Source organism: Chryseobacterium pennipullorum (assembly GCF_003384725.1).
In the GTDB taxonomy this organism is placed as follows: Bacteria; Bacteroidota; Bacteroidia; order Flavobacteriales; family Weeksellaceae; genus Chryseobacterium; species Chryseobacterium pennipullorum.
Genome location: NZ_QNVV01000023.1, coordinates 26,281 through 49,154 on the forward strand (window position 1 = coordinate 26,281; position 22,874 = coordinate 49,154).

Below are 22,874 nucleotides of genomic sequence, written 5' to 3' on the forward strand. Positions count from 1 at the left end.
CTGTATCATGAAAAAATTGAAAAAACTTTTGAGAAAAGATCTTTCCACAATTATCGGCAGTGGAATAGATAACTGCCACATGGGTGGAGATTCTTATAATTGCCAAAGCGATTGCCAGTGTGCCTGGGGAAAAGCCTGTGAAATGTACGAAGACGGAAGTCCCGGCCAGTGCATTGCCGTAGGAGGAGGAAATCCAGGAGGCGGTGGCGGTGGCTGTATTCCACCAACCATCTGTGAAGAACAACAACCTTATTAAATAACAGTCAATCGGAAGTATTCAGTACTTCCGATTTCTTTTTCATCCTGAAACCGGACCTTGTCATTGCATTTGTACCGTTCATCAAATAAAATTTCATCCTGTCTTTCCTATCCGTTGTTTTGCATCAAATTTCTAACAGAATTTAATTTTATGAAACAACAATTTTTAGCACTAAGTACTTTTTTACTATGTATCTCATGCACAGTAGAGATGCAGGCTCAGCAAACCCCGGCTTTTCACATTGGGGTAAAGGGCGGAACCAGTTTTACAAAAACCTCAACGGAATCTTCTTCCTTGGAAGGAAAATACGGCTTCGGTTATCAGGCCGGAGTGATGACGAGAGTAGATCTTGGAAGGCTGTATGTACAAGGAGAAGCGTTATTCAACAAAAGAAAAACGTCATACGAAATAAAAGACGGAAATTCCGCAAAGCTAACCTGGAATGCGATCGATATTCCTGTTGTTTTGGGGTACAAGGTTGTAAAAGCCGATGATTTTAATGTTAGATTATTCGCCGGTGGAGTTTACAGCTATGCATTTAATAACAAGATATCCACCTCTGATGCAGTCTTGAATGGATTTAAAAAATTCGACAAATCGAACATCGGCATTACCGGCGGTGTTGGGGTAGATTACAAGAATTTCACCGTAGATCTCAGGTATGAAACCGGGCTCTCAAACATCAGTAAAGAGTTTAAGTCCAAACCCCACAGCTTTACCCTTGGGATAGGCTATTTTTTATTCTAAAAACTTAAATTATCTTTACGTATTAGAAACTGTTTTCCCTGCAGTTTCTAATTTTTTTATCTCCATATTTGAAATCTATGACAAAATCTTTTGTTTCAAGAGAATATCTGGTCACTTTTATTTTCTGGCTGGTCTTTACGATTGTACTATGGTGTAACTTTCAGACCGCCACGGATAAGTATCTGGCTATGGTGCAGGCAGTCATTCTGGCCATCTGTTCTTTTACATTCACCCATTTTCTAACCAATAAGCTGCTTCCCCAAGCCTTAAGAGCTAAGAAAATGCCCCGTTTTCTGATTCAGGCGACGTTGGTTATTTTCAGCCTGAGCATCATTTTTTCCATTATCTTCACTTATCTTGAGGTAGCTCCGAAAAATGAGCTGCCGGATTCACTGAAGGATCAGCTGCCTTTTTTATGGAAGGGATTCTATATGTCCTTACCTGCATCATTCCTGATCAATGGCTCTGCGTGCGGGATTAAATTCTACAAGGAGCACGGAAAAATAGAACGGGATCATATCCTTCTGCAGCAGGTTCATCTGGAGAACCAACTTAAGCTCTTACAGGATCAGATCAACCCACATGTGGTTTTTAATATTATGAATCACATCCACATTCTGATGAAAACCGATACGCAGCTTGCCGATTTCCTTCTGATGAAGTTTTCAGATATTCTCCGGTATCAGCTTTATGACTGCAACAAACCCTTTGTCCCCCTGGATAAAGAAATTGAATATCTACAGAACCTTGTGGAGGTTGAAAAACTAAGATGGGGGAATGAGCTGGACGTAAAAGCCACGTGGGAAATGGCTGATAAAAAGTCGTATATCGCTCCGTTGCTGCTGGTTCCGTTCATTGAAAACGCCTTTAAGTATGTCTGCAGGCTGCCCGGGCATAAAGGTTATATAAAGATCATCTCTACGCAAGAGAACGGCAAGCTATTTTTTTATGTTGAAAATTCATATTCAGATATGCCCATGTACAAAAAGAAGGAAGGAAGTGGAGGAATCGGGCTGCAGAATGTAAAAAAACGTTTAAAATTACAGTATCCCAACGCCCATGAACTGAAACTTGAAACAGATGATCTTATCTATAAAGTCACTTTAACCTTACACCTTTCTGAAAAAAATGAGCTATACAATTCCTAAAATGAAATGCCTGATCATAGATGACGAACCACTCGCCAGGTTCCATCTGAAAGAACTGGCAGATCAGATTGATTTTTTAACAGTGGAAGGCACCTGCGCAACCGCACTGGAAGCTGATGCTAAAGTAAAAGAGACTGCAATAGATCTTCTTTTCCTGGATATCAACATGCCTTATCTCAACGGTCTGGATTTTTTGGAACAGCTTGAAAACCCACCGTTATGCATCCTTACGACTGCCTATTCCGAATATGCTCTTGAAGGATTCAGGCTGCAGGTTGCAGATTATCTTCTAAAACCTATTGCTTTTAACCGGTTTTATCAGGCTGTCAACAGAGCGCAGCAACAGTTTATCATCAGTGAAAAGGCAAAGAAAAATACCCTTATGGATGATCCTTATCTGTATGTAAGGCAATCTGATAGCTTTATCAAAGTATCCTGGATAGATATCCTGTACATTGAAAGCATGCAAAATTATACGAAGATTCATTTTAAAGACAAGTCGCTGGTCATCCATCAGACGATGAAAGCAATAGAAGAATCATTGCCTTCTGATCATTTTTTCAGGATTCACAAATCCTATCTTATTAATATTACGCATATCGATATGATCTCAGGAGGACGTCTTTTTATTAATAAAACAGAACTTCCCATTTCACGTACCCGGAAAGAAGAACTGCTGAACCAGGTGGTGTATAAGAAACTGATCAGCAAATAGCTGTAGAGAAGGAAAAGAAGGAGGCTGAAGTTCAGCTAAAAAAAGCGTATAGGATCATCTTATTTCAAAATAGCAGGATCTTTTTCCGGCCTCCTTCCTCAGCTTTCCTTTAAGGCAGGTTCCAGCGAAGGGACACTGCGGCATAAAATGTACTGGCAAACCTGGGGTCATCCATTTTTTTATCTTTGAAAATACTTTTGATCTTCCTGTCGTTTTCACTGAATCCCCTCAGCAGAGCTGTTCCTCCTGTGATGTGAAGTGTAAGTTTATCGTTCAGTTTTAATTCAGGCCTCAGGCCGGCAGTAATCTGCTGGTAACCTAACAGCATAGACTTTCCATTTTTATTTCTTTCTACTGTCATTCCGCTGAGGTTCACTACTCCCTTCAATGCAAATTTGTCTGAAAACAGATAACCGGCCTCCATACCTTCCGGGAAGTTGATCTTGAACTTGATCTTCCCCTGGGTTTTCCAGTCAAAATAAATCCATGGTAAAATCATCGGAACCCCAAAAGCAGTGGTTAATACCGGACCTCCACCCAATGCAAGGTTGGGACTGAAATGTCTGATGAAAAGAACTCCGCCCTGCCCCAGGATGTCATTAACATCTATTTTTTCAAGGTCTGTATATATTCCTGCTGATGCCATCATCATCATACTCCATTTTTTTCCCAATGGCCTCATATGCTGAATTCCCACCTGAGCATTCAACATCTCATCCGGAAATAAAGGGGTGTCGTAATTCCTGTGCGTCATCTTTGCATATGATCCGTTGAGCAGCATCGACCAGGCCTTTACCCTTCCCTCCTTATCTTTTTTTACAGATAAAGGAATACTGAGGTTAAGCTCTATCCTTTTAAAGTCACTTTTCGAACCTGTTTTCGTACTGTCTTCTGGACGGATATAACTGGAACCGGGAATATATTCGGTTTTAAGCTCTGCAGAGAGTCCGGTTTGTGCAAATACTCCATACCCTAACGGCAGCAGACAGCAGAAAGCTGTCAAAAGGTTTCTATTCATATTTTAAATTTTATACAAAGAGAGCCCTTTGACTGCTGCTTACAAAAATTACTTGATTAAGTGCTTGAATCGTATGACAAAAGGATCAAATGAGAGGATGAGTTTCCGGATTAGAATGGGTATTTACAACATCAATTTTTTGAGCCTTAAAAATACGGTACCCGAACCACACCGCGATTACCGCCATTGCGGAACGCGTTACGACCATAGGAATAATAGAATCTGCTTCCAGAAAACCGATCAGCCCTGATATTAAAAAGGTAACCATCAACTGCATAAAGCCCAATAATGCCGCTGCCGTTCCCCTTCCTTCTTTAAATGGAGATAAAGCATGAGCTGAGGTGATAGGAAACAAAATACCAATAGCCAGTAATGACAGATAAAGCATCCCGATTTCAAGAGCTACGGAAAGGTTTTCAGCAGCAATCAGAATATGAAGCGTACACACAACCAGCAATACAATCGTAGCCGCAAATAAGAGTGTTGAATTGCTTATTCTTTTGATCAGTTTAGGCGTAATATAAGCCGCTGTTATCAACGCCAGTGAGTTGAAAGCGAAAATAAAGCTAAATGTACTGCTCGAAAACCCATGGATCTCCATAAATAAAAACGGTGCATTTGAGATGTAAATAATCAAAGACGCAAAAGCAATACTTCCTACCATGGTACTGTTGATAAAATCTCTGTTCGAAATAATCATTTTCAGCTGGTCTTTTAATCCTTTTTCATCCATAAGTTCATCATCAGAAAGACTGATTCTGGTATTGGTTTCCGGTACATATTTGTATACCATGAAAAATGTGATCAGTCCCATAATACATAAAAAGGCAAAAGAACTGTTCCAGCCCCAGAATTTGAGAAATACACTTCCCAATAGCGGAGCTACAATAGGAGCGATTCCGCTGATCTGAGACTGCTGAGAAAAGATGGCGACAGATTTCTGCTTATCATAGAGATCTATAATTATGGCTCTCCCAATCACAATTCCTGCGCTTCCACCGAAGGCCTGCAGAAAGCGCATTGCCCATAAAACATGAATATCTGAGGTAAAATAGATGGCGGTTGTTCCTATAATAAAAAGTAAAAGGCCGCAGTACAGCGTAGGCTTTCGTCCTTTCCTGTCTGATAAAGGGCCCCACAAAAGCTGCCCAAAAGCAAAACCGGCAAAGAACACCGAAATAGAGATCTGGATATGTCCGATATCCGTTTTAAAAATTTCGGCCATCCTTGGGAATGCGGGAAGATAAAGATCTATACTTAGCGACTCCAATGTGTTGAGTAGTGCAAGAATAAACACTACAATATTCAAATTCTTCTTCATAAAATAACATAAACCTTCTCAGGCGATTTTTCAGCTGCAAAATTGCTGTAAAAAGTATCGTATTTCAATACAAGAACTGAAGGAAGTATAGGACAAACTGAGGAATAAAATTGAAAAATGTTATTTAAAATCTATCATGACAGCAAATATTGAGGATTATCTTTTTTCATTATTTTTAAAATTTTCAGGATTCTGGCCCGTATGTTTCTTGAAAAACCTTGAAAAATATGAAGCATCGTTAAAACCTAGCTTAAAGGCAATTTCTTTTATGGTGAGCGCACCAAAGCTAAGTTCTCTTTTGGCTTCCAGGATGAGACGCTGGGAGATCATTTTTTTCACTGTCGTTCCTCTCAAAAGGCGTACAATATCATTAAGATGATGCGTGCTTATCTTTAATTGATCAGCATAAAAACCCGTTTCTTTATGGACTATATAATGTCTTTCAATAAGTCCTATCAGTTCCTGAATTCTCTGACGGTCATTCAACAAAGGTTCCTGCGGATTAATCTGCTCTCCGATGATGATACAAAATGCTTTCAGATAAGCTTTTAAAAGTTCTGGTCTTGATGCGGCTTTATATTCCTGCTCAATCAGAGATATAATTGTACCACAGGTTTTTTCATTTTCCGGATTCAAGAAAAAGGGAAGCTCACCGCCGGTAAGCACAGATTCTATATGGCAGGCTTCGTTGAAAATTTCCCTGCTTATTGCCATTGCATATCCTTCTTCTCCTTCTAATTTCATGTTGAAGGCCTGGCCTGGCGCAATGATACAGATTTGATTGTTCTGAAGTTTGTAGCTTTCAAAATCCAGCTCTAAACAGCTGTTTTCATACACCTCTCTGAACCAGATAATTTCAAAAAAATTATGCCGGTGAACATCATGGAAGTTCTCGGGACCTGCTGCACTCAGCGTACTCATCTGAAATTCTTCAGAAATCAGATGATGAACAGGAATTTCTTTTTCTGGGGTACTCATCACGGTACTGTAAAATAATTAGCGGTAAACAAAAACCACAGCGAAAAAGTGCTGCGGTTTTCTTACAATATTTAAAATTAAATATAAATTTCGGTTTTACTGGCTTAAAAAAGCATCCCAACCCTGAGCTGTAAGGGCAACCAGTTGATTGGAACCTCTGGCGACCATAAAGTTTCCATCTTCTTTTTCCACAGCGTGTCCGATAATGGTAAAATCAGGATGATTTTTAATTTTGTCAAAATCATTTGGTGAGATCGTGAACAGCAATTCGTAATCTTCACCACCGCTTAATGCAGTCATCACTGGATTTAAATTCATTTCATCCGCAGTGGAGATCGTAAGGCTGTCCATAGGAACTTTCTCCTCATACAGCCTGAATCCTACTCCAGACTGATCTGAAAGGTGAAGGATTTCCGACGCCAAACCGTCCGAGATATCAATCATCGAGGTAGGTCTGATATCCAGCTCCTCCAGGATCGTTTTTACATCCGTTCTGGCTTCAGGCTTCAGCTGTCTCTCCAGAATATAATCATACCCTTCCATTTCCGGCTGCATATTGGGATCTGCAAGGAATACAGCGTGCTCTCTTTCCAGAATCTGCAGGCCCATGTAGGCTCCGCCAAGATCTCCTGTTACCACAAGAAGATCATTGGGTTTTGCACCACTCCTTTTTACGATCTGATCTTCGTTTTCAATGCCTACAGCAGTTATGCTCATCACTAATCCTGAGTTGGAGCTTGTAGTATCTCCTCCTATCAGGTCCACCTTATACCTTGTACAGGCAGCCTGAATTCCTGAATAAATTTCTTCTAAAGCCTCAACCGGAAAACGGTTTGAAACGGCAAGAGAAACCAGTATCTGGGTAGGTACCGCATTCATGGCAGCAATATCGCTGAGGTTAACGACAACCGCCTTATAGCCCAAATGCTTTAACGGGACATATCCCAGATTAAAATGAACTCCCTCTGCCAAAACATCTGTGGTAAGAACCACTCTTTTCTGACCGGGGTTAATAACTGCGGCATCGTCTCCTACTCCCAGTTCAGAAGACTCGTTAGACAAAGGAAAATGCTCTGTCAAATGCTTGATAAGACCGAATTCTCCTAATTTTGAAATGGGCGTCAGCTCCTGTGATTTATCTTCAAACATAAGTTTCTTTTTTTGTGCAATGTCCAATGTAAAATGCAATAAACGACTTTGAAATCCTCAGCACATTTGACTTGAACTTAAACTTTGCATTATATAGTAAGTTCTGTCGGGTCGATATTGTGCGGGTGGAAAGGGAATTTTTTAAAATCTTCTCTGGACAGCACAACAGTTTCCTCGGTTTTATATTTATTCATGGCTTCCACTACGTCATCCGGTGGTGTGGTCATTTTTCTCAGCATCATATCAATCCATACTCCTGTCGCTTCAGAAGTAGCACAATGGGCCCCATCCGGAGTATAGAATTTATGAACGAAACGATAAATGGATGAATCTTCTGCACATCCGTCTATTTCTACGCTTACAATCACAATCTGATCTGCATAGATTTCTTTGAAGAAAGAATACCTCTCATGCAGGATCACGGGTCCTATCCCCCATCTGCTCAACTGGGTAACCCCCATTTTCTCTTTGGTCATAAAAGCCATTCTGGCTTGGGCACAATATTGTACATATGATGAATTGGCTAGGTGCTTATTGGCATCCAGGTCGCTCCATCGCACTTCGAATTTATGGTAGAAAGTCATTTGAAAATCGTTTTTGGTATAATTAAATTATATTCTTCAAAAATACTCAAATAAGATGGTTTATAAAAATTGTACTTTTGAAAAAATAATCTTCCGCATAGGATTACCCATACATGAAACAGATCATTATTATCGGAGGTGGCGCTGCAGGCTTTTTCTGTGCCTCCAACCTTGACGAAAAGAAATATACGGTTACCATTTTAGAACAGAACTCGGATGTCCTTCAGAAGGTGAAAATTTCCGGTGGCGGACGCTGTAATGTCACCCACGCATGCTTTGATCCCAGGGATCTTGTTCAGTTTTATCCACGTGGACACAAAGAGCTGTTGAGTGTTTTCACAAAATTTCAGCCCGGGGATACAATGGAATGGTTTGACCAGCGTGGTGTTCCCTTAAAAATTGAAAATGACAACAGAACTTTTCCTGAATCCAATTCTTCCCAGACCATCATCAATACTTTCCAGAATGAAGTCCGGAAGAAAAATATTGAAGTAAAAACAAAATGTTCTGTCAAAGAAATTCAAAAACAGGATGATCAGTACCTTGTGAAAACCAGTCTGGGTGACTTTGAGGCAGATATTATCGTTTATACAACCGGAAGCTCTCCAAAATCACTGAAAATTGTTGAAAAACTGGGGCATAAGATCGTAGACCTTGTTCCTTCCCTTTTTACATTTAATATCAAAGATGATTTGTTGAAAGATCTTCCGGGAACAAGTTTTGAAAATGCCGGAATTTCAATACCAAAGCTAAAGACAGAGGAAAGCGGTCCCTTGCTTATTACCCATTGGGGACTTTCAGGACCTGCAGTTCTAAAGATTTCCGCATGGGAAGCCATACGTCTTGCGGAGCTAAAATATAATTTTGAAATTGAGGTTAATTTTGTTTCTGTAGAAACAGATGAAGCCGAGGAAATTTTTAATAATTTCAAACAAAATAATCCTAAAAAGACCATAGGCCAGTCAAAGATATTTGAGGTAACCAACCGGTTCTGGCAGAAGATTTTAGAGATTTCAAAGGTAGATCTGAACAAGCAGGTTGCCAACCTTTCAGGAAAGGAGATTCAGAAGATCCTGGAAAACCTTTGCCGGAAAAAGTTCCTGGTCAACGGAAAATCAACCTTTAAAGATGAATTTGTAACTGCTGGAGGGGTTGATTTAAAGGAAATTAACTTTAAAAACATGGCATCAAAACTGCTTCCTAATTTCTATATTGCCGGAGAAGTTTTGAATATCGATGCCGTAACCGGTGGGTTCAATTTCCAGGCTTGCTGGAGTGAAGGCTGGTTGATTGCCCAGGACCTCAACAGCTTGTGATATTCTAGCTTCAATTTCAGCAACGGGAAAATCCTTATCTACATAGCAGACGGAAATCTTCTGCCAAACGGAGAAGGTAGTAAGAAGATATCATATACTTAATAACTATTTACATGATGACGCGTTATATTCTAGCATTACTATTACTTTGCACTTCTGTCTGCTCCTTGGCGCAGGAAAAAGAAGATCAGATAGAACAAACTACTGATAACAATGGCCCCAAAGCGGATGAGCCGGCAGAATATCCCGGAGGAATGATGGCGTTCCGCATCACCGCTGCAGAAAGCACAGACCTCAGCTTTCTCAGTGGAACGCGAACCAAAATATCTTCTTTAGCAAAGTTTGCGGTCAGTACAGAAGGAAAGATTGAAGATGTTTCGGTCACGGGAAACAACGGGACTTTCAACAAAGAAATTGAACGGGTTATAAAGTCAATAAAAACCAAGTGGAAACCGGCCTATTATAATGGAGAGCCAGTGAAAGTATGGCTGAATGTTCCATTTACAGCTACTGTTGAATAAATCCCTATGACAGGAGCCAAAAAAAATATCATCTTTTCTCTGAAGGTCCTCCTAATAATCGGATTTGGGTATTTCTTTTGGCTGATGCTCAAAATCACTCTGGAGTATATCCCTTTTGATCCTAATATCAGCTTTTTAATGATCAAACAGACGGAAGTAGGACAAAGACCGGAGTATCTCGCATTTTTCTACACTCACGTTTACACCAGTATTTTTGTCCTTCTTTCGGGGTTTCTGGCTATTATCAGAAAAGATTTTGGAATAAAAACCCTTCACAGAAGTATGGGTAAATTTTATATTTTTCTCATTCTAATATTCGCGGCACCATCGGGAATTTATATGGGGATCTTTGCGAACGGTGGAATCTTATCCAAAATCTCCTTTATCATTTTAGGGACAGCATGGTGGTTGTCTACCTTTAAAGCCTATCAGCTGGCCAGGCAGAAGAAATTTAGAGAACACAAACAGTGGATGTGGCGAAGCTTTGCGTTCACATTATCAGCCATAACCTTACGGATGTGGAAAGTTATTATTGTATATTTATTCCATCCCAATCCTATGGATGTTTACCAGATCATCGCATGGCTGGGCTGGATTCCCAATATCCTTATTATTGAATACTTAATTACAAAAAAACAGATATGAAACTCTCACATTACACTTTGATCTCTTTGATCGCAGTTTCTTTGGCAGGCTGTAAGAAAGAAGGGAAAAACAACGAATCAGGAAAGGACTCCCTGACTGCAAAAAAAGATTCAGTAGTCATCCCGGAAGTTCATCAGGAATACTATGGAATTTATACCGGCGAGTTTGCCGGTAAGGAAAAGATGATTGATGAAAGTGATGGCACGGAATATGACGGTGGCGTTTACAAAAGGATATCTCTGAAAATCAACAGAATTACCAAAGACAGCGTTTATGGGCAAAGTATTGTAGAAGGTACCCAACGTCCTTTCAGAGGGGTTTTCAATGAATCATCCAAATCATTTGTACTGGACGAGCCAGGAAGTGACAAAACCGATGGCAGATTCGAGGTAAAATTGTCCGGCGACAGCCTGACCGGAAAATGGAATGCCTTTAATAAAAGTGCCGTAAAAGCTCCTCTAAAAAACCTTAAACTCATCAGGAAAGATTTTGTCTACAATCCGAATTTTATGCTCGATAAAGATTCTGAGTTGGTCGACTGGTCAAACCCTAAGGATTTTGTAGAAAAATATACGAATGAAGAAACCGGAAAAACGGAGAGCTATACCACATCCAAAAACAGGGTGGCTTCTGAAGCGATCTTCAAACTGAATGCATCTACACAAAAACTAACTGAAAAGGAGCTCAAAAATCTGAGAAAACTGGATCTTGAAATTATTAAAAACTCCGTATTTGCAAGACACGGCTACTCCTTCAAAAAGAATACCTACAGATACTTCTTTGAGCAAACAGACTGGTATATTCCCGTTTCAAATAATGTAGATAACGAGCTTTCTCCTTTGGAAAAAGAAAACGTCGCTCTTCTGAATCGGTTTACCAAATATGCGGAAGATAAATATGATAGTTTTGGAAGATAAATTCGAAAAGGAATGAAAAAAATTATGATCATGAGTATCCTGTTATGGGGTACATTTTCTTTAAAAGCCCAACAGGGTTCCGGTGTTCCTCAACACACTGAAGAGAGACCCGCTTCTCCCGTTGAAGATAAAGGACCAGAATTTCCGGGTGGCATGATTGCCTTTCGAAATGAGTTTGTAAACCAGTTCCGATCTCAGGTATTGCTTGATGCAGGAGTTAAAGAAGCATCGGCGGTTGCCACTTTTGTCATTGAAAAAGATGGCAGCATGTCCAATATTACGATGGAATCCAATGATAATAAAGCCATTAAAGACGAATTCATAAAAGCGCTTAAAAAAATCAAAACAAAATGGATTCCCGGAGAAAAAAATGGAGAAATAGTACGGGTAAGAGCCAGACAGCCTTTAGTATTTAAAACTACAAAATAGAACCTATATAGATTTACAAAGCCTTCAATTCTTTTGAAGGCTTCATTTTTACTCCAATATAAAGCAACAGACAACCTACAGCATAGCAAAGAATATCAATCCATGAAAAAGAATTTCCGATTACTATATACATTATACTTCCAGGCCTGAAACCCAACTTCTCCGCAATATTGAAATATTGGGCAAATTCTACAATGCACGAAAAGATTAGTATTCCAAAAATAAGTTTATAATCATTTACTTTGATAAAACTTTTAACAAAGGTATACAGAAGCATAACTACGATAACATCACCCAGGTAGGCTCTAACGAAGAAGATATCCTTCAGTATGGTGGCTATTAACACTTCTGCGAGAAAAATAAAAACAGTAAGGAACAGGTAAGGCAAGCTGAATTTTAATTTCATTTCAATCGGAGATTTATGACATAAAAAATCGGTGTTCCGGGAACACCGATTTTTTTTAATATCTGGAAATATATTATTTCTTTACTTTGATTGTACATCCGATGGCCACCGTTTTGGTCATTTTTACCGGTTCTCCTTTTATCAGAGCATTTATGGCATCCTGAGCATAGTATTCTGATACATCAGCGGGATTATCATAATTGTTGTCAATAGCTCCAATATATTTCACGATATTCTTACCTTTTTCTTTTTGCAATACGAAGACATGAGGTGTTTTCGTGGCACCATATTGCGGATATACCTTTTGCCCCTCATCTACCAGATACGGAAAGGTAAAGCCTTTCTGCCTAGCCCTGTCGATCATCTGTTGATAACCGTCTTCAGGCTGTACGTTAGGATCATTGGGATTGATAGCAATCACAGGATATCCCAGATCCTTATATTTTTTATCCAGTTCGATAATCCTGTCTTCATATTTCTTGGCATACGGGCAGTGGTTGCAGGTAAATATCACAATAAATCCTTTAGCGCTTTTATAATCACTTAAGGAGACCATTTTACCATCAATATTTTTAAGCTTAAAATCTGCAGCTTCATCTCCTACTTCATACCCTTTGACTGAAGATGAACGTTCTGTCCCCTGTCTGTCTCCATGATGATCTGCCGTTGTAAAACTGAGAAGACCAAGCCCGGCAACGAAGGCCATCATTAAAATTTTAATATTTTTCATAGCAACTATTTATTGTAAATTTTCTTTAATTGTTTTTTCCAGCTCCTCCTTACTCATTTCACCATCATTAAAGTGAAACTTTTCTCCATTTTTATAAAACAACGTAACGGGAATATTCCCATCCCAGTTTTGCTCAAATCTGGGAATCCACGTGTTCATCCTTTTGATATCATCCAACAGCACTACCTCTGCGGTAAGGTTTTTATTTTTGATAAATTTCAATACGCGGTCCTTATCTGCGAGCCGGTCCAGAGACACCAAAATCATTTTAAAATCCTGTCGGTCAGCATATTGCCCATTGACTTCCATAAAATCCGGAAGCTCTTTGACACAAGGCGCACAGGTTGTCGACCAGAAATTGACCACAACCAGCTTATTCTTTTCCAACTGAATCCGTTTTTCAAGATCTTCGTACTTCATGATGGTAATCTGAGCCTGCTGAGCCTTGAAAGCTGCGCAGAACAGGAATATCATCAGTAATATTATCCAATTCTTCATATTCAAAAGTAACGAATGCTTTCTTTCCCTATGAGCATCAACCTGTTAAACTTTGTTAATAATTTCAACAATTACATTAATTTCTTTCACCTGATATTGAATTATTCAAAATAAAATGTAACTTAGCTTATCATCAAACTAAAATTACCATGAAAAAATTAAACATCCAAAAAAGAAAGTTAACAAAATCAGAATTAAAAGAAATCAATGGAGGTATTGTTGTAAGATGCCGTCCAGGCTTTTGTATACATGATTCCGGAATGCTTGAACCAGGTCTTGTAGGAGAAGGCGGATACTGCTGTTAATTTAATAATCACAAAAAAAAATAACTATCATGAAAAAATCAATCATTCAAAAGAAGAAACTAACTAAAAAAGAGTTAAAAGAGATCAATGGCGGAAACAGTGTTTTCTGCGTGGAAGGATTTTGTATGGTTCCGGGTTCGGATGAGTACAGAATAGGACGTGTAGGAAGAGACGGATACTGCTGTTAATCAACATTTTTTACAAAACTAAACTAAAAACAACCATGAAAAAATCACAAATTCAAAAAAAGGCGCTTACTAAAAGTGCATTGAAAGAAATCAATGGAAGCGCTCCCCCTTTATGTATACGGGGTTTTTGTGTACATCCATCAACCGGTGAACTGATCCCAGGTCTTCTGGGAAGAGACGGTTTTTGCTGCTAATCACACCGAAAAAGACAATCATCAAAATTAAAATACTATGAAAAAGTCTACCATTCAAAAAAGAAAGCTTAGCAAAAGAGATTTAAAAGAAATTAATGGCTCAGGACCTCATTGCCCGATCGTATTCAGCTGCTTCGACCGTTATACAGGAGAAGAGCAGATGGGAGTACAGGGAATTCAGGACGGACCTTGCTGCTAATACCTGAAACATACAAATGACCGGATGGATGTCCGGTCATTTCCATGATTGACTATTTCTGTTGAAGTCACCTTGGCGACTGAAGAGAACATAACATACTAATGATCAACAAATTAACGTTATCATATAACAACCAAATCAACAACATTATGAAAAATTCGAACATTCAAAAAAGAAAACTCACCAAGACTGAGTTGAAAGAAATTAACGGTGGAGCGGCGGCATGTGCGGAAGGTCTGTGTAAACTGAGAGGGGTTCCGTCTCATTTCATGATCATCGGGCCTGTGGGCAAAAACGGATACTGCTGTTAAACAGTGCCTTCAACGTTATATCACAACCTAATTAAAATTGCTATGAAAAAAACCAACATTCAGAAAAGAAAACTGACTAAAAAAGAGATGAAACAAATCAGCGGAGCCGGACCTGTATGTCCATTGGTGGTAAGCTGCATTGATCCAAACACCGGACAGGAATTGTATGGTGTTCACGGGATTCAGGACGGGCCTTGCTGCTAATTGACTGAACTCAAAAAAAATGATTGGATTATCCTCCAATCATTTTTTTTATGGCATTCAGCTTCATCAACGCTTCAATAGGTGTCAGCGTATTGATATCTATTTTTGTCAGCTCTTCGCGGATGTTCTCCAGGACCGGGTCATCCAGCTGGAAAAATGAAAGCTGCATATTTTCCTCGGTCACCCTCTTAATATTTTCGGATGTCCCACCACCCTGCGTTCTGCTGGCTTCCAGGGTTTTAAGAATCTCATTTGCTCTATTCACTACTTTAGAAGGCATTCCTGCAAGTTTGGCAACGTGAATACCAAAGCTGTGCTCACTTCCGCCCGGAATCAGCTTTCTCAGGAAAATAATATTTCCTTTATTCTCCTGGATTGAAACATGGAAGTTTTTGACCCGTTCAAAATTCACTGTCATTTCGTTCAGCTCATGGTAGTGGGTTGCAAATAAGGTTTTGGACTGTGTAGGATGCTGATGAAGATATTCGGCAATAGCCCAGGCAATGGATACCCCGTCGTAGGTAGAGGTTCCACGTCCGATCTCGTCCAGTAGGATAAGGCTGCGTTCCGAAATGTTATTCAGAATATTGGCGGCCTCATTCATTTCTACCATGAATGTAGATTCTCCGGCAGAAATATTATCTGTAGCACCTACCCGGGTAAAGATCTTGTCAAGCATTCCGATTTCGGCATGCTTTGCAGGAACAAAGCTTCCAATCTGAGCCAGCAGGCATACAATGGCAGTCTGGCGCAGTATGGCTGATTTACCTGCCATGTTGGGCCCTGTCACCATAATAATCTGTTGTGAATCCTTATCCAGGAATATATCGTTGGGAATATATTTTTCACCCAACGGAAGTGCATTTTCAATGATTGGGTGTCTTGCTTCTTTTAAGTCGATTGCATATCCGTCATTCAGTACAGGTTTGGTATAGCTTTCAGATACAGCCAGCTCAGATAGTCCTGCCGCAACATCAAGCTGGGCAATAATATTGGAGTTCCCCTGGATTTGGTCAATATAAACCATTGTTTCTCCACATACATTTCGATACAGCGAGGTTTCCAGAACCCCTATTTTTTCCTCCGCACCCAGAATCTGGCTTTCATATTCTTTTAACTCTTCAGTGATATATCGCTCAGCGTTCACCAGGGTCTGTTTTCTCACCCAATCGTCCGGAACTTTATCTTTATGAGTATTTCTCACTTCGATATAGTATCCGAAGACATTATTAAAATCTATTTTAAGACTGGTAATACCTGTTCTTTCAATCTCCCGCTGACACATCTCATCCAGGAACCCACGGCCTTTACTTTGCAGGTTTCTCAACCTGTCCAGCTCTTCAGACACTCCTTCCCTGACGATATTTCCCTTGGCAATACTTACCGGTAGTTCTTCATTAAGGTGGTTCTGGAGGTGTGTGATCAATTCTTCAAGGTTGAATAAGGGCTCAATCCATGCCAGTACATCAGCATAGGGATGCAGCAATGCCTTTATTTTATGTATGTTGATTAAACTTTGTCGAAGATAACCCAGCTCTTTAGGTGAAATCTTCTCTGCCGCCAGCTTGCCCATCAGTCTGTCCAGGTCGGAAATAGACTTCAGCAGCTGGCTGATTTCATACTTAAGCTGATCATTTTCATTCAGGAAATCAATCAGGGAAAGCCTCCTCATAATTTCATCCACAGATTTTAAAGGAAGAATAATTCTTCTCCTCAAGAGCCTCCCTCCCATCGGAGTAGCAGTTTTATCAATGATATCCAGAAGCGATTTTCCCTGTGGATTGCTTGGGTAAACAATTTCCAGGTTTCTTAAGGTAAAGTTATCCATCATCAGATAATCTTCCTGTGGGATGATCTGAAGTTTGGTAATATGGGAGAGCAGGTTATGGTGGGTATCCTCCACCAGATAGGCAAAAATAGCCCCTGCTGCCGTGATGGCCAGAGGAAGATTTTCCACTCCGAATCCTTTTAATGAATTAGTTTTGAAGTGAGCGGTTAACTTTTCGTAGGCAAAATTGTACTGGAATGCCCAGTCTTCAAGCTTAAAGGCATTTTTATTTTTAAACTGTTCCGGAATTTGCACACTCCTCTGGAAAATAATCTCACTCGGGTCAAAAGTATTGACGATATGCAGCAGCTTCTCAAGGTTTCCTTCACTTACCAGAAACTCTCCCGTAGAGATATCGACCAGCGCAATCCCATATTTCTCTTTTTCCTTATGCAAAGAAAGCAGGAAATTATTCTTTTTGGAATTAAGAACCTGGTCGTTGAAGGTTACCCCGGGAGTCACCAGCTCTGTCACTCCTCTTTTTACAATTCCTTTTACCATTTTTGGATCTTCGAGCTGATCACAGATCGCAACCCGCATGCCCGCTCTTACCAGCTTCGGAAGATAGGAATCTATTGAATGGTGCGGAAAACCGGCCAGTTCTACACTCCCTTCCCCGTTATTTCTTTTGGTAAGAACGATACCCAGAATCTGGGAGGTCTTCACGGCATCCTGCCCAAAAGTTTCATAAAAATCTCCTACCCTGAAAAGTAACAGTGCATCAGGATATTTACCCTTGATGGTATTATACTGCGTCATAAGTGGAGTTTCCTTCTTCGATTTTGCCATAGTAAAAAATGAGCCCCAAATTTAAAAAAATAAATTCAGGGTTCGTGAATTGTTTATACGTTAATCTTATAACAAACTTTTCCCTGTCAATAAATAATTGTATTTTCACCCTAAAATCATATTCATGGAATTTCCTGTTTTACAGACCGAAAGACTGATCTTACGACAACTTACCCCTCAAGATACCCAAGACCTTTTTGAGTATTTTTCTCTGGATGAAGTCATGGAGTATTATGATCTGGAAACATTTAAAACAGCAGAAGATGCTGAAAATATCATTCAGCATTTCAACGGTGAATTTGAAAAAGGAAAAGGATTCCGCTGGGCGCTTGAACTTAAAGGTGAAAATAAGGTCATAGGAACCTGTGGTTACCACAATTGGTATCCGGAACATTTCCGTGCCGAAATTGGCTATGAGCTTAATCCTCCCTTCTGGAGAAAAGGGTATATGAAAGAAGCTATTCTTCCCATTCTGACTTACGGATTTGAGAGCATGCAACTACATCGTGTAGATGCTTTTATTGATCCTGCTAATATTTCTTCTGAAAAACTTTTAACTTCTTTAAATTTTCAGGAAGAAGGAACCATGAAAGATTATTTTTTTGAGAAAGGAAAGTTTGTGGATGCAACCCTCTTCGGGCTGGTTAATAAATAAGATACCGTTTAAGGCTGAAAGTCTGAAGAACGAGGCTGGAAGCAACTATTTGCCGATCAACATCTGAAGATCATTAATAAAATAGTATGAAGGAAGTTGAAATATACTTTCCCAACCTCAATAACTTCCATCTTCAATCTTCCAGCCAAAAAGCTACCTCCCCTCTTTCAGGTGCTTCTCCAATGCCTCCGTACTTTTTTTGTAGGCCCATTTCTGTTTATAATCCACCCATTTGGCTTTAAAAAATCTACGCATTATCTTATCTGTATATCTCATTATGAAAACATGATATAGCATGTTGGCAAATACTGCAGGTTTATTGGGAAGGGCTCTCAATGACAGAGAAAATCCAGGCTCAAGATATCGGTTAAAATGCCAGAAGGCTCTTGGAATAAAAAGGGCGTCACCATGTTCCATAAAGATTTCATAACCTTTCGCATATCGTAAGGCCGGAAATTTTTCGTAATCCGGATTTTCGTAATCCAGATCATAAATGGTATGAACCGATAACGGAACTTTATATAGAAACGGGGATTGTTCCTGATCAAACAGGAGGATTCTCTTTTTACCTTCAAAATGAATATGCATAAAGTCACCGAGGTCTACATCATAATGCATTAAAACGTGTGCCTCGCTTCCTCCGAAAAATAAGGTAGGTAGTCTTTTAAAGAATTTCATGCCCAAGTCCGGATAGGTGAAGTTTTTCAGCAGCTCCGGAAGCTTATCTGTGATGATATAGAAAAAAATTCTCAGATCTGAAGGCCTGCTTTTTATGGTATCGATATATTCCTTCATTTTCATGTGCGTTACCGGGGCATCCGAGCTTTTAGCAGAATCAGCAGGCTTGTTATCATATAAAGGTACTTCCTGTTCCCCCGCCCTTTCACGGATATACGCAAGATTCCATTTGTCAAAGGCTTCCCATCGGCTTGCAAAATTTTTGATCAAAAGAGGCTTATGCTTTCTGAAATAGTTTTTCTGAAAATCTTCTTTACTGATATCATGGACAACATCTACGTTTTCGAGGATCATGTATTTGGTATTTAATGCGAAATAAAAATAATGTTTTTTTGAAACTTGAGAAAATTAAGATTAAAAGGGCTGGAAGATAGAAGAGAGCGATGCCGGAAGTTAAGATTTGTCTGCAAACATCTATACAACATTCCATAAAGAAGATTTTTATGGAAACTTAGACCTCTTCTTCAGCTTCAGACTTACTTACTTTATTAGCAGAGCTCAGATGAAAAAATTATATTTGTAATAATAAGAGCGTTTATGAGAGTCTACAATACCAAACATTTCCTTAAGATCCTATTCAGTTTGCACAAAAGTGATACTCTGAAAATTCTTTTTCCGAGCATGATTCTCGTGGCCTTATATTCCTGGGGAATAGAGTATCTGGAAGTGGAGTATCTTCACCTTACCTCAAAATCGGGCGTCAGTAATGTGGGGATGATTCATTCTTTGCTGGGGTTTGTCCTTTCCCTGCTCCTGGTTTTCAGAACCAATACTGCTTATGACAGGTGGTGGGAAGGCAGAAAACTATGGGGGAAACTGGTGAATGATACCCGGAATTTTGCCATAAAAATTAACACGATGCTTGGGGATAACCGTCAGGATGCAGAGCAGATTGCGAGGTATCTGAAATTTTTTCCTCATTTTTTAGCGAAGCACCTTTCTAAGGAATCCACAAGGCTGGCTTTGGATGAAGATTACTCTGAAATTGAAGAAACGTTAAAAAATCATGGTCCCAGTGAAATAATCATCCTGTTGACCCACAAGCTGAACCAGCTCAAAAAAGAAGGTAAAATTTCAGAAGTTGACATGTTATATCTGGATACTCAGCTATCAGGGTTTCTGGATGTATGTGGCGGCTGCGAAAGAATCAAGAATACCCCGATTCCTTATTCCTACTCTTCTTTTATCAAGAAGTTTATCATTCTGTACGTTTTTGCTCTTCCCATTGCCTATGTCATTACCATTGGACTCTTTATGATTCCGCTTACCGTTTTTGTGTATTACGTTCTGATGAGTCTTGAACTTATTGCTGAAGAGATTGAAGACCCTTTCAACAATGATGAAAATGATATCCCTATGGAAACCTTGGCCCAGAATATTGAGAAAAACGTTCATCAGATTATGAACAGGAAATAAAAAAATCAAGCTATTAAAGCTTGATTTCTTTAAGTTCTCCGTCCTGTTTTATTTCTACGAATTTGCTTTCCCTGTTGGCTGCAGAATATCCATAGAAAAAGGTATTATAAATAGGCGTGGAATACAGATAGCCTCCCATACCATTATAAGTATCTGTGGTGCCCGTCTGTTTCTGATAGCTTGCTGTTGCAGTAAAATTGATAATGGTTTCCAGGTAATATTTACCCGGCTTCAGTTTCTCGAATTTAAACCTTCCGTGGTCATCTGTTAAGGCTTCTACTCTGTATTTAAAGGCTTCTTCAGACATATAAACCGTGGTTTTTTTGTTCTCATACTTTCTTCGCATGTCATAAAATTCCTGAAAGTAAGGAGTCACTGGGAAAAGCATAACCACCGTTCCTTTCGGTGCATAATGTTTTTCTCCCAACAATGGTTTGATACCCCAATTATTTTTCTGTTTTGTAGAAGCCACACCTTCAATGGTAGAATTTCCGAATCCAAGCATATCTCTAGCCATCTTTTTATCAAAAAACGCTTGAGGATAATAAGTGTTTTGCGCATTAGAATGTATAAAAGCAAACATCAGCATGAATAAAGTGAATATTTTTTTCATAGCATATTTTTGAGTCAAATATAAGTATTTTAGTATTTTTGAAATAAAAATAGCTATGAAATACACGTTCTTATTCTTTTTTTCTGCATCTGTCCTCTTATCAGCGCAGAAGCCTTGTGGATATAAAGACGGATTGCAGGAAGGATCCTGTAAAGAATTCTATGATAACGGCCAGGTAAAAAATGTTGTGGAATGGCGAAAAGGAAAAAAAGACGGTGATGCCATTTTTTACCATGATAACGGAAAAATAAATGCAAAGGGAGAATTCAAAAAAGATTACAAGGTAAAGGAATGGGTGTATTATGATAAAAACGGAGTACTTTCGTCAAGGGAAATTTTTACGAATGGTGAAAAAAACATCTATGATAACAGCTTTACAGGGACTTTCTATTATCCTTCGGGAAAGGTAGAGGAGATCTCTCATTACAAATTCACCAAACTTCATGGAGAAACAAGGGTATTTCATGAAGATGGAAAATCGATCAAGCAGATCGGGTTCTATGATAATGGATTGGCCACCGGAAAATGGAAAAACTATTATCCATCCGGCAAATTACAGCGTGAAACAGAGTTGGTAAATGACAAGCGTCACGGAAACAGAATTCATTACCGCGAAGACGGAAGCATAGAAAAAACAGAGGTCTATAAAGACGGAAAATTAATCTCAACAAAATAAAACAATTGGTACAGAAACTAAAATTGGAAGAACTCAACAGAATAGATGTGGAAACATTTAAAAAGGTTGAGAAAATTCCTGTAGTCATTATTTTAGACAATATAAGAAGCATGCATAATGTAGGTGCAGCCTTCAGAACGGCAGATGCTTTTCTCATCGAAAAAATAATTCTTTGTGGAATTACACCACAGCCGCCGCACCGGGAGATTCATAAAGCGGCATTAGGGGCAACGGAAAGTGTAGACTGGTCTCATGAAGAAGATACCAAAACAGCGATCTCAGACCTTAAAAACAGAAATTATGAAATTATAGGAATTGAACAGACCACCGATAGCAGGCTTATCACAGATTTTGAGATTGACCGGTCTAAAAAATATGCATTGGTCTTAGGAAATGAAGTAGAGGGGATCAGTGATGATGTTCTTACTGATATAGATGTATTTCTGGAAATACCGCAGCTCGGTACCAAGCATTCTCTCAACGTGAGTGTATGTGGTGGAATTGTGATGTGGGAGTTTGCAAAAGCCCTAAAATAAAAAAACTGCATATGTCGTTAATAGACAGTGCAGTTTGAAATAAATCTAATAAAAAGTAAAAATGAAAGGCGACAAAGGTACTTTTTTTTTCTTTACAAACAAATTTTAACCTCAATTTTTTCCCTGGAATCGAAAAAAAGTCAGGTTTTCAGAAAAAGATTCATTTAATTTTTTATAAATTAGCACAATGTTTATCAAGGACTATATCTCAAAAGACTTCCCGTGTTTTAGCCTTTCTGATTCAATAGAGTCGGCTAGAAATTTGTTAGAGGATTTTGGATATTCCCATATTTTCATCAAAAAATCCCATCATTTTTATGGAGCCCTAGCTGCAGACTTTCTGTATGAGGAAGACGCTGGGACACTGAAGAATCTTGAGCACCAGATCGAGCGGTTTGCCATTCTGGAGGACAGCAATATCATGGACAGCATCCGCCTGTTTTATACGTTCAGTTCTAATGTAATTCCAGTAATTAATAAGGGTGAAAAATATTTAGGCTATATTACCTGTGAAGATATTTTCCAGGATCTTTCCCGTTATCCTCTTTTTTCGGAAAGCGGAGCTATTCTTACCATAGAAACGCCTGCCAGAAAATACTCGATGACGGAGATTGCCAATATAGTGGAGAGTAATAACTCAAAATTCTATGGAGGCTTCATCAGCTTTATGTCGGATGAGGTGATCCATATTACGATAAAGATCAGCAATGAAAATCTGGCCTCAATAGACTCTACTTTTGACCGGTACGACTACAGAATTGTTGAAAAATACTATTCTGATGAGAAATCCGATCTGTTTAAAGACCGATTTGGTTTTTTCCAAAAATTCATAGAAATATAA

31 protein-coding genes are annotated in these 22,874 nt (G+C 39.1%); 20 read left to right on the forward strand and 11 right to left on the reverse strand.

The genetic code is table 11. From position 1 onward, the window contains the following. The first annotated feature begins 7 nt into the window (after positions 1 to 7). From DRF67_RS19055 to DRF67_RS19070, 4 genes are all read left to right on the forward strand, one after another. Complete coding sequence (locus DRF67_RS19055) at positions 8 to 256, forward strand: hypothetical protein (RefSeq protein ID WP_115929891.1); 249 nt, start codon at positions 8 to 10, stop codon at positions 254 to 256. A gap of 153 nt (positions 257 to 409) precedes the next feature. Next, positions 410 to 1,006 carry a porin family protein gene (locus DRF67_RS19060; protein WP_115929892.1) on the forward strand — a complete coding sequence of 199 codons (597 nt, stop codon included), beginning with the start codon at positions 410 to 412 and terminating at the stop codon, positions 1,004 to 1,006. A gap of 77 nt (positions 1,007 to 1,083) precedes the next feature. Beyond that, positions 1,084 to 2,154: a sensor histidine kinase gene (locus DRF67_RS19065; RefSeq protein WP_115929893.1), complete on the forward strand. Its 1,071-nt coding sequence runs from the start codon at positions 1,084 to 1,086 to the stop codon at positions 2,152 to 2,154. Then, a complete protein-coding gene (locus DRF67_RS19070; RefSeq protein WP_115929894.1) occupies positions 2,135 to 2,869 on the forward strand; it encodes a LytR/AlgR family response regulator transcription factor in 735 nt (244 codons plus the stop codon). Before DRF67_RS19065 ends, DRF67_RS19070 begins: the two co-directional genes overlap by 20 nt. Positions 2,870 to 2,978: 109 nt before the next feature. Here the strand turns inward: DRF67_RS19070 and DRF67_RS19075 are convergent, their stop codons facing one another. The 5 genes from DRF67_RS19075 to DRF67_RS19095 form a co-directional block, all read right to left on the reverse strand. Further along, positions 2,979 to 3,887 carry a DUF6268 family outer membrane beta-barrel protein gene (locus tag DRF67_RS19075; protein WP_115929895.1) on the reverse strand — a complete coding sequence of 303 codons (909 nt, stop codon included), beginning with the start codon at positions 3,885 to 3,887 and terminating at the stop codon, positions 2,979 to 2,981. An 85-nt stretch (positions 3,888 to 3,972) separates the two neighbouring features. Next, positions 3,973 to 5,208: a multidrug effflux MFS transporter gene (locus DRF67_RS19080; RefSeq protein WP_115929896.1), complete on the reverse strand. Its 1,236-nt coding sequence runs from the start codon at positions 5,206 to 5,208 to the stop codon at positions 3,973 to 3,975. Positions 5,209 to 5,364: 156 nt separating this feature from the next. Next, the gene (locus DRF67_RS19085; protein ID WP_115929897.1) at positions 5,365 to 6,186 is read right to left on the reverse strand and encodes a helix-turn-helix domain-containing protein; all 822 of its coding nucleotides are present in this window, start codon (positions 6,184 to 6,186) and stop codon (positions 5,365 to 5,367) included. 96 nt (positions 6,187 to 6,282) lie between these two features. Beyond that, complete coding sequence (gene thiL, locus DRF67_RS19090; protein ID WP_115929898.1) at positions 6,283 to 7,335, reverse strand: thiamine-phosphate kinase; 1,053 nt, start codon at positions 7,333 to 7,335, stop codon at positions 6,283 to 6,285. Positions 7,336 to 7,424: 89 nt separating this feature from the next. Continuing rightward, a complete protein-coding gene (locus DRF67_RS19095) occupies positions 7,425 to 7,919 on the reverse strand; it encodes an acyl-CoA thioesterase (RefSeq protein WP_115929899.1) in 495 nt (164 codons plus the stop codon). A 113-nt stretch (positions 7,920 to 8,032) separates the two neighbouring features. Between DRF67_RS19095 and DRF67_RS19100 the strand changes: the two genes are divergently transcribed. The 5 genes from DRF67_RS19100 to DRF67_RS19120 all read left to right on the forward strand — a co-directional run bounded on the left by DRF67_RS19100 (position 8,033) and on the right by DRF67_RS19120 (position 11,747). Next, complete coding sequence (locus DRF67_RS19100; RefSeq protein WP_115929900.1) at positions 8,033 to 9,235, forward strand: BaiN/RdsA family NAD(P)/FAD-dependent oxidoreductase; 1,203 nt, start codon at positions 8,033 to 8,035, stop codon at positions 9,233 to 9,235. 113 nt (positions 9,236 to 9,348) lie between these two features. Continuing rightward, positions 9,349 to 9,756, forward strand: a complete 408-nt coding sequence (locus tag DRF67_RS19105; protein WP_115929901.1) for an energy transducer TonB — start codon at positions 9,349 to 9,351, stop codon at positions 9,754 to 9,756. 6 nt (positions 9,757 to 9,762) lie between these two features. Continuing rightward, positions 9,763 to 10,401, forward strand: coding sequence for a DUF2306 domain-containing protein (locus DRF67_RS19110; RefSeq protein WP_115929902.1), 639 nt, complete (start codon positions 9,763 to 9,765; stop codon positions 10,399 to 10,401). Beyond that, positions 10,398 to 11,318 carry a YARHG domain-containing protein gene (locus DRF67_RS19115; protein WP_115929903.1) on the forward strand — a complete coding sequence of 307 codons (921 nt, stop codon included), beginning with the start codon at positions 10,398 to 10,400 and terminating at the stop codon, positions 11,316 to 11,318. The genes DRF67_RS19110 and DRF67_RS19115 overlap by 4 nt, the downstream gene beginning before the upstream one ends. A gap of 12 nt (positions 11,319 to 11,330) precedes the next feature. Then, a complete protein-coding gene (locus DRF67_RS19120; RefSeq protein ID WP_115929904.1) occupies positions 11,331 to 11,747 on the forward strand; it encodes an energy transducer TonB in 417 nt (138 codons plus the stop codon). Positions 11,748 to 11,760: 13 nt separating this feature from the next. Here the strand turns inward: DRF67_RS19120 and DRF67_RS19125 are convergent, their stop codons facing one another. From DRF67_RS19125 to DRF67_RS19135, 3 genes are all read right to left on the reverse strand, one after another. After that, the gene (locus DRF67_RS19125; protein ID WP_115929905.1) at positions 11,761 to 12,153 is read right to left on the reverse strand and encodes a ribosomal maturation YjgA family protein; all 393 of its coding nucleotides are present in this window, start codon (positions 12,151 to 12,153) and stop codon (positions 11,761 to 11,763) included. A gap of 73 nt (positions 12,154 to 12,226) precedes the next feature. Continuing rightward, positions 12,227 to 12,883, reverse strand: coding sequence for a thioredoxin family protein (locus DRF67_RS19130; protein ID WP_115929906.1), 657 nt, complete (start codon positions 12,881 to 12,883; stop codon positions 12,227 to 12,229). A 9-nt stretch (positions 12,884 to 12,892) separates the two neighbouring features. Next, positions 12,893 to 13,381: a TlpA family protein disulfide reductase gene (locus tag DRF67_RS19135; RefSeq protein ID WP_115929907.1), complete on the reverse strand. Its 489-nt coding sequence runs from the start codon at positions 13,379 to 13,381 to the stop codon at positions 12,893 to 12,895. Between the two features lie 149 nt (positions 13,382 to 13,530). Between DRF67_RS19135 and DRF67_RS21635 the strand changes: the two genes are divergently transcribed. The 6 genes from DRF67_RS21635 (at position 13,531) to DRF67_RS21655 (ending at position 14,782) form a co-directional block, all read left to right on the forward strand. Continuing rightward, a complete protein-coding gene (locus tag DRF67_RS21635) occupies positions 13,531 to 13,686 on the forward strand; it encodes a hypothetical protein (protein ID WP_165851841.1) in 156 nt (51 codons plus the stop codon). 29 nt (positions 13,687 to 13,715) lie between these two features. Next, entirely contained in the window at positions 13,716 to 13,874 is a 159-nt protein-coding gene (locus tag DRF67_RS19140) for a bacteriocin (protein WP_115929908.1), read from the forward strand. A gap of 35 nt (positions 13,875 to 13,909) precedes the next feature. Continuing rightward, on the forward strand, positions 13,910 to 14,068 hold the full coding sequence (locus DRF67_RS21640) for a hypothetical protein (RefSeq protein ID WP_165851842.1): 159 nt from the start codon (positions 13,910 to 13,912) through the stop codon (positions 14,066 to 14,068). Positions 14,069 to 14,105: 37 nt separating this feature from the next. Continuing rightward, complete coding sequence (locus tag DRF67_RS21645; protein ID WP_165851843.1) at positions 14,106 to 14,267, forward strand: hypothetical protein; 162 nt, start codon at positions 14,106 to 14,108, stop codon at positions 14,265 to 14,267. A gap of 149 nt (positions 14,268 to 14,416) precedes the next feature. Further along, complete coding sequence (locus tag DRF67_RS21650) at positions 14,417 to 14,578, forward strand: hypothetical protein (protein ID WP_165851844.1); 162 nt, start codon at positions 14,417 to 14,419, stop codon at positions 14,576 to 14,578. Between the two features lie 42 nt (positions 14,579 to 14,620). Further along, positions 14,621 to 14,782: a hypothetical protein gene (locus DRF67_RS21655; protein ID WP_165851845.1), complete on the forward strand. Its 162-nt coding sequence runs from the start codon at positions 14,621 to 14,623 to the stop codon at positions 14,780 to 14,782. A gap of 28 nt (positions 14,783 to 14,810) precedes the next feature. On the opposite strand, the gene mutS is transcribed toward DRF67_RS21655, so the two are convergent. Further along, positions 14,811 to 17,399, reverse strand: coding sequence for a DNA mismatch repair protein MutS (gene mutS / locus DRF67_RS19145; RefSeq protein ID WP_115929909.1), 2,589 nt, complete (start codon positions 17,397 to 17,399; stop codon positions 14,811 to 14,813). 124 nt (positions 17,400 to 17,523) lie between these two features. Between mutS and DRF67_RS19150 the strand changes: the two genes are divergently transcribed. Beyond that, on the forward strand, positions 17,524 to 18,054 hold the full coding sequence (locus DRF67_RS19150) for a GNAT family N-acetyltransferase (protein ID WP_115929910.1): 531 nt from the start codon (positions 17,524 to 17,526) through the stop codon (positions 18,052 to 18,054). A gap of 153 nt (positions 18,055 to 18,207) precedes the next feature. Here DRF67_RS19150 and DRF67_RS19155 read toward each other — a convergent pair whose 3' ends face one another. Continuing rightward, positions 18,208 to 19,086 (reverse strand): cupin-like domain-containing protein, encoded by an 879-nt coding sequence (locus DRF67_RS19155; RefSeq protein WP_115929911.1) that lies wholly within the window; start codon positions 19,084 to 19,086, stop codon positions 18,208 to 18,210. A 243-nt stretch (positions 19,087 to 19,329) separates the two neighbouring features. Between DRF67_RS19155 and DRF67_RS19160 the strand changes: the two genes are divergently transcribed. Then, the gene (locus tag DRF67_RS19160; protein WP_115929912.1) at positions 19,330 to 20,208 is read left to right on the forward strand and encodes a bestrophin family protein; all 879 of its coding nucleotides are present in this window, start codon (positions 19,330 to 19,332) and stop codon (positions 20,206 to 20,208) included. A 13-nt stretch (positions 20,209 to 20,221) separates the two neighbouring features. On the opposite strand, the gene DRF67_RS19165 is transcribed toward DRF67_RS19160, so the two are convergent. Continuing rightward, on the reverse strand, positions 20,222 to 20,821 hold the full coding sequence (locus DRF67_RS19165; protein ID WP_115929913.1) for a hypothetical protein: 600 nt from the start codon (positions 20,819 to 20,821) through the stop codon (positions 20,222 to 20,224). 55 nt (positions 20,822 to 20,876) lie between these two features. On the opposite strand from DRF67_RS19165, the gene DRF67_RS19170 reads away from it, so the two are divergent. The 3 genes from DRF67_RS19170 to DRF67_RS19180 all read left to right on the forward strand — a co-directional run bounded on the left by DRF67_RS19170 (position 20,877) and on the right by DRF67_RS19180 (position 22,874). Continuing rightward, on the forward strand, positions 20,877 to 21,497 hold the full coding sequence (locus DRF67_RS19170) for a toxin-antitoxin system YwqK family antitoxin (protein WP_115929914.1): 621 nt from the start codon (positions 20,877 to 20,879) through the stop codon (positions 21,495 to 21,497). Between the two features lie 5 nt (positions 21,498 to 21,502). Further along, positions 21,503 to 22,033, forward strand: coding sequence for an RNA methyltransferase (locus DRF67_RS19175; protein ID WP_115929915.1), 531 nt, complete (start codon positions 21,503 to 21,505; stop codon positions 22,031 to 22,033). Between the two features lie 187 nt (positions 22,034 to 22,220). Continuing rightward, positions 22,221 to 22,874: a CBS domain-containing protein gene (locus DRF67_RS19180; protein ID WP_115929916.1), complete on the forward strand. Its 654-nt coding sequence runs from the start codon at positions 22,221 to 22,223 to the stop codon at positions 22,872 to 22,874.

Bases quoted from the DNA above. Each gene is read 5' to 3' on its own strand.
- DRF67_RS19055 (WP_115929891.1), top strand. From the start codon at position 8: ATGAAAAAATTGAAAAAACTTTTGAGAAAAGATCTTTCCACAATTATC.
- DRF67_RS19060 (WP_115929892.1), top strand. From the start codon at position 410: ATGAAACAACAATTTTTAGCACTAAGTACTTTTTTACTATGTATCTCA.
- DRF67_RS19065 (WP_115929893.1), top strand. From the start codon at position 1,084: ATGACAAAATCTTTTGTTTCAAGAGAATATCTGGTCACTTTTATTTTC.
- DRF67_RS19070 (WP_115929894.1), top strand. From the start codon at position 2,135: ATGAGCTATACAATTCCTAAAATGAAATGCCTGATCATAGATGACGAA.
- DRF67_RS19075 (WP_115929895.1), bottom strand. From the start codon at position 3,887: ATGAATAGAAACCTTTTGACAGCTTTCTGCTGTCTGCTGCCGTTAGGG.
- DRF67_RS19080 (WP_115929896.1), bottom strand. From the start codon at position 5,208: ATGAAGAAGAATTTGAATATTGTAGTGTTTATTCTTGCACTACTCAAC.
- DRF67_RS19085 (WP_115929897.1), bottom strand. From the start codon at position 6,186: ATGAGTACCCCAGAAAAAGAAATTCCTGTTCATCATCTGATTTCTGAA.
- thiL (WP_115929898.1), bottom strand. From the start codon at position 7,335: ATGTTTGAAGATAAATCACAGGAGCTGACGCCCATTTCAAAATTAGGA.
- DRF67_RS19095 (WP_115929899.1), bottom strand. From the start codon at position 7,919: ATGACTTTCTACCATAAATTCGAAGTGCGATGGAGCGACCTGGATGCC.
- DRF67_RS19100 (WP_115929900.1), top strand. From the start codon at position 8,033: ATGAAACAGATCATTATTATCGGAGGTGGCGCTGCAGGCTTTTTCTGT.
- DRF67_RS19105 (WP_115929901.1), top strand. From the start codon at position 9,349: ATGATGACGCGTTATATTCTAGCATTACTATTACTTTGCACTTCTGTC.
- DRF67_RS19110 (WP_115929902.1), top strand. From the start codon at position 9,763: ATGACAGGAGCCAAAAAAAATATCATCTTTTCTCTGAAGGTCCTCCTA.
- DRF67_RS19115 (WP_115929903.1), top strand. From the start codon at position 10,398: ATGAAACTCTCACATTACACTTTGATCTCTTTGATCGCAGTTTCTTTG.
- DRF67_RS19120 (WP_115929904.1), top strand. From the start codon at position 11,331: ATGAAAAAAATTATGATCATGAGTATCCTGTTATGGGGTACATTTTCT.
- DRF67_RS19125 (WP_115929905.1), bottom strand. From the start codon at position 12,153: ATGAAATTAAAATTCAGCTTGCCTTACCTGTTCCTTACTGTTTTTATT.
- DRF67_RS19130 (WP_115929906.1), bottom strand. From the start codon at position 12,883: ATGAAAAATATTAAAATTTTAATGATGGCCTTCGTTGCCGGGCTTGGT.
- DRF67_RS19135 (WP_115929907.1), bottom strand. From the start codon at position 13,381: ATGAAGAATTGGATAATATTACTGATGATATTCCTGTTCTGCGCAGCT.
- DRF67_RS21635 (WP_165851841.1), top strand. From the start codon at position 13,531: ATGAAAAAATTAAACATCCAAAAAAGAAAGTTAACAAAATCAGAATTA.
- DRF67_RS19140 (WP_115929908.1), top strand. From the start codon at position 13,716: ATGAAAAAATCAATCATTCAAAAGAAGAAACTAACTAAAAAAGAGTTA.
- DRF67_RS21640 (WP_165851842.1), top strand. From the start codon at position 13,910: ATGAAAAAATCACAAATTCAAAAAAAGGCGCTTACTAAAAGTGCATTG.
- DRF67_RS21645 (WP_165851843.1), top strand. From the start codon at position 14,106: ATGAAAAAGTCTACCATTCAAAAAAGAAAGCTTAGCAAAAGAGATTTA.
- DRF67_RS21650 (WP_165851844.1), top strand. From the start codon at position 14,417: ATGAAAAATTCGAACATTCAAAAAAGAAAACTCACCAAGACTGAGTTG.
- DRF67_RS21655 (WP_165851845.1), top strand. From the start codon at position 14,621: ATGAAAAAAACCAACATTCAGAAAAGAAAACTGACTAAAAAAGAGATG.
- mutS (WP_115929909.1), bottom strand. From the start codon at position 17,399: ATGGCAAAATCGAAGAAGGAAACTCCACTTATGACGCAGTATAATACC.
- DRF67_RS19150 (WP_115929910.1), top strand. From the start codon at position 17,524: ATGGAATTTCCTGTTTTACAGACCGAAAGACTGATCTTACGACAACTT.
- DRF67_RS19155 (WP_115929911.1), bottom strand. From the start codon at position 19,086: ATGATCCTCGAAAACGTAGATGTTGTCCATGATATCAGTAAAGAAGAT.
- DRF67_RS19160 (WP_115929912.1), top strand. From the start codon at position 19,330: ATGAGAGTCTACAATACCAAACATTTCCTTAAGATCCTATTCAGTTTG.
- DRF67_RS19165 (WP_115929913.1), bottom strand. From the start codon at position 20,821: ATGAAAAAAATATTCACTTTATTCATGCTGATGTTTGCTTTTATACAT.
- DRF67_RS19170 (WP_115929914.1), top strand. From the start codon at position 20,877: ATGAAATACACGTTCTTATTCTTTTTTTCTGCATCTGTCCTCTTATCA.
- DRF67_RS19180 (WP_115929916.1), top strand. From the start codon at position 22,221: ATGTTTATCAAGGACTATATCTCAAAAGACTTCCCGTGTTTTAGCCTT.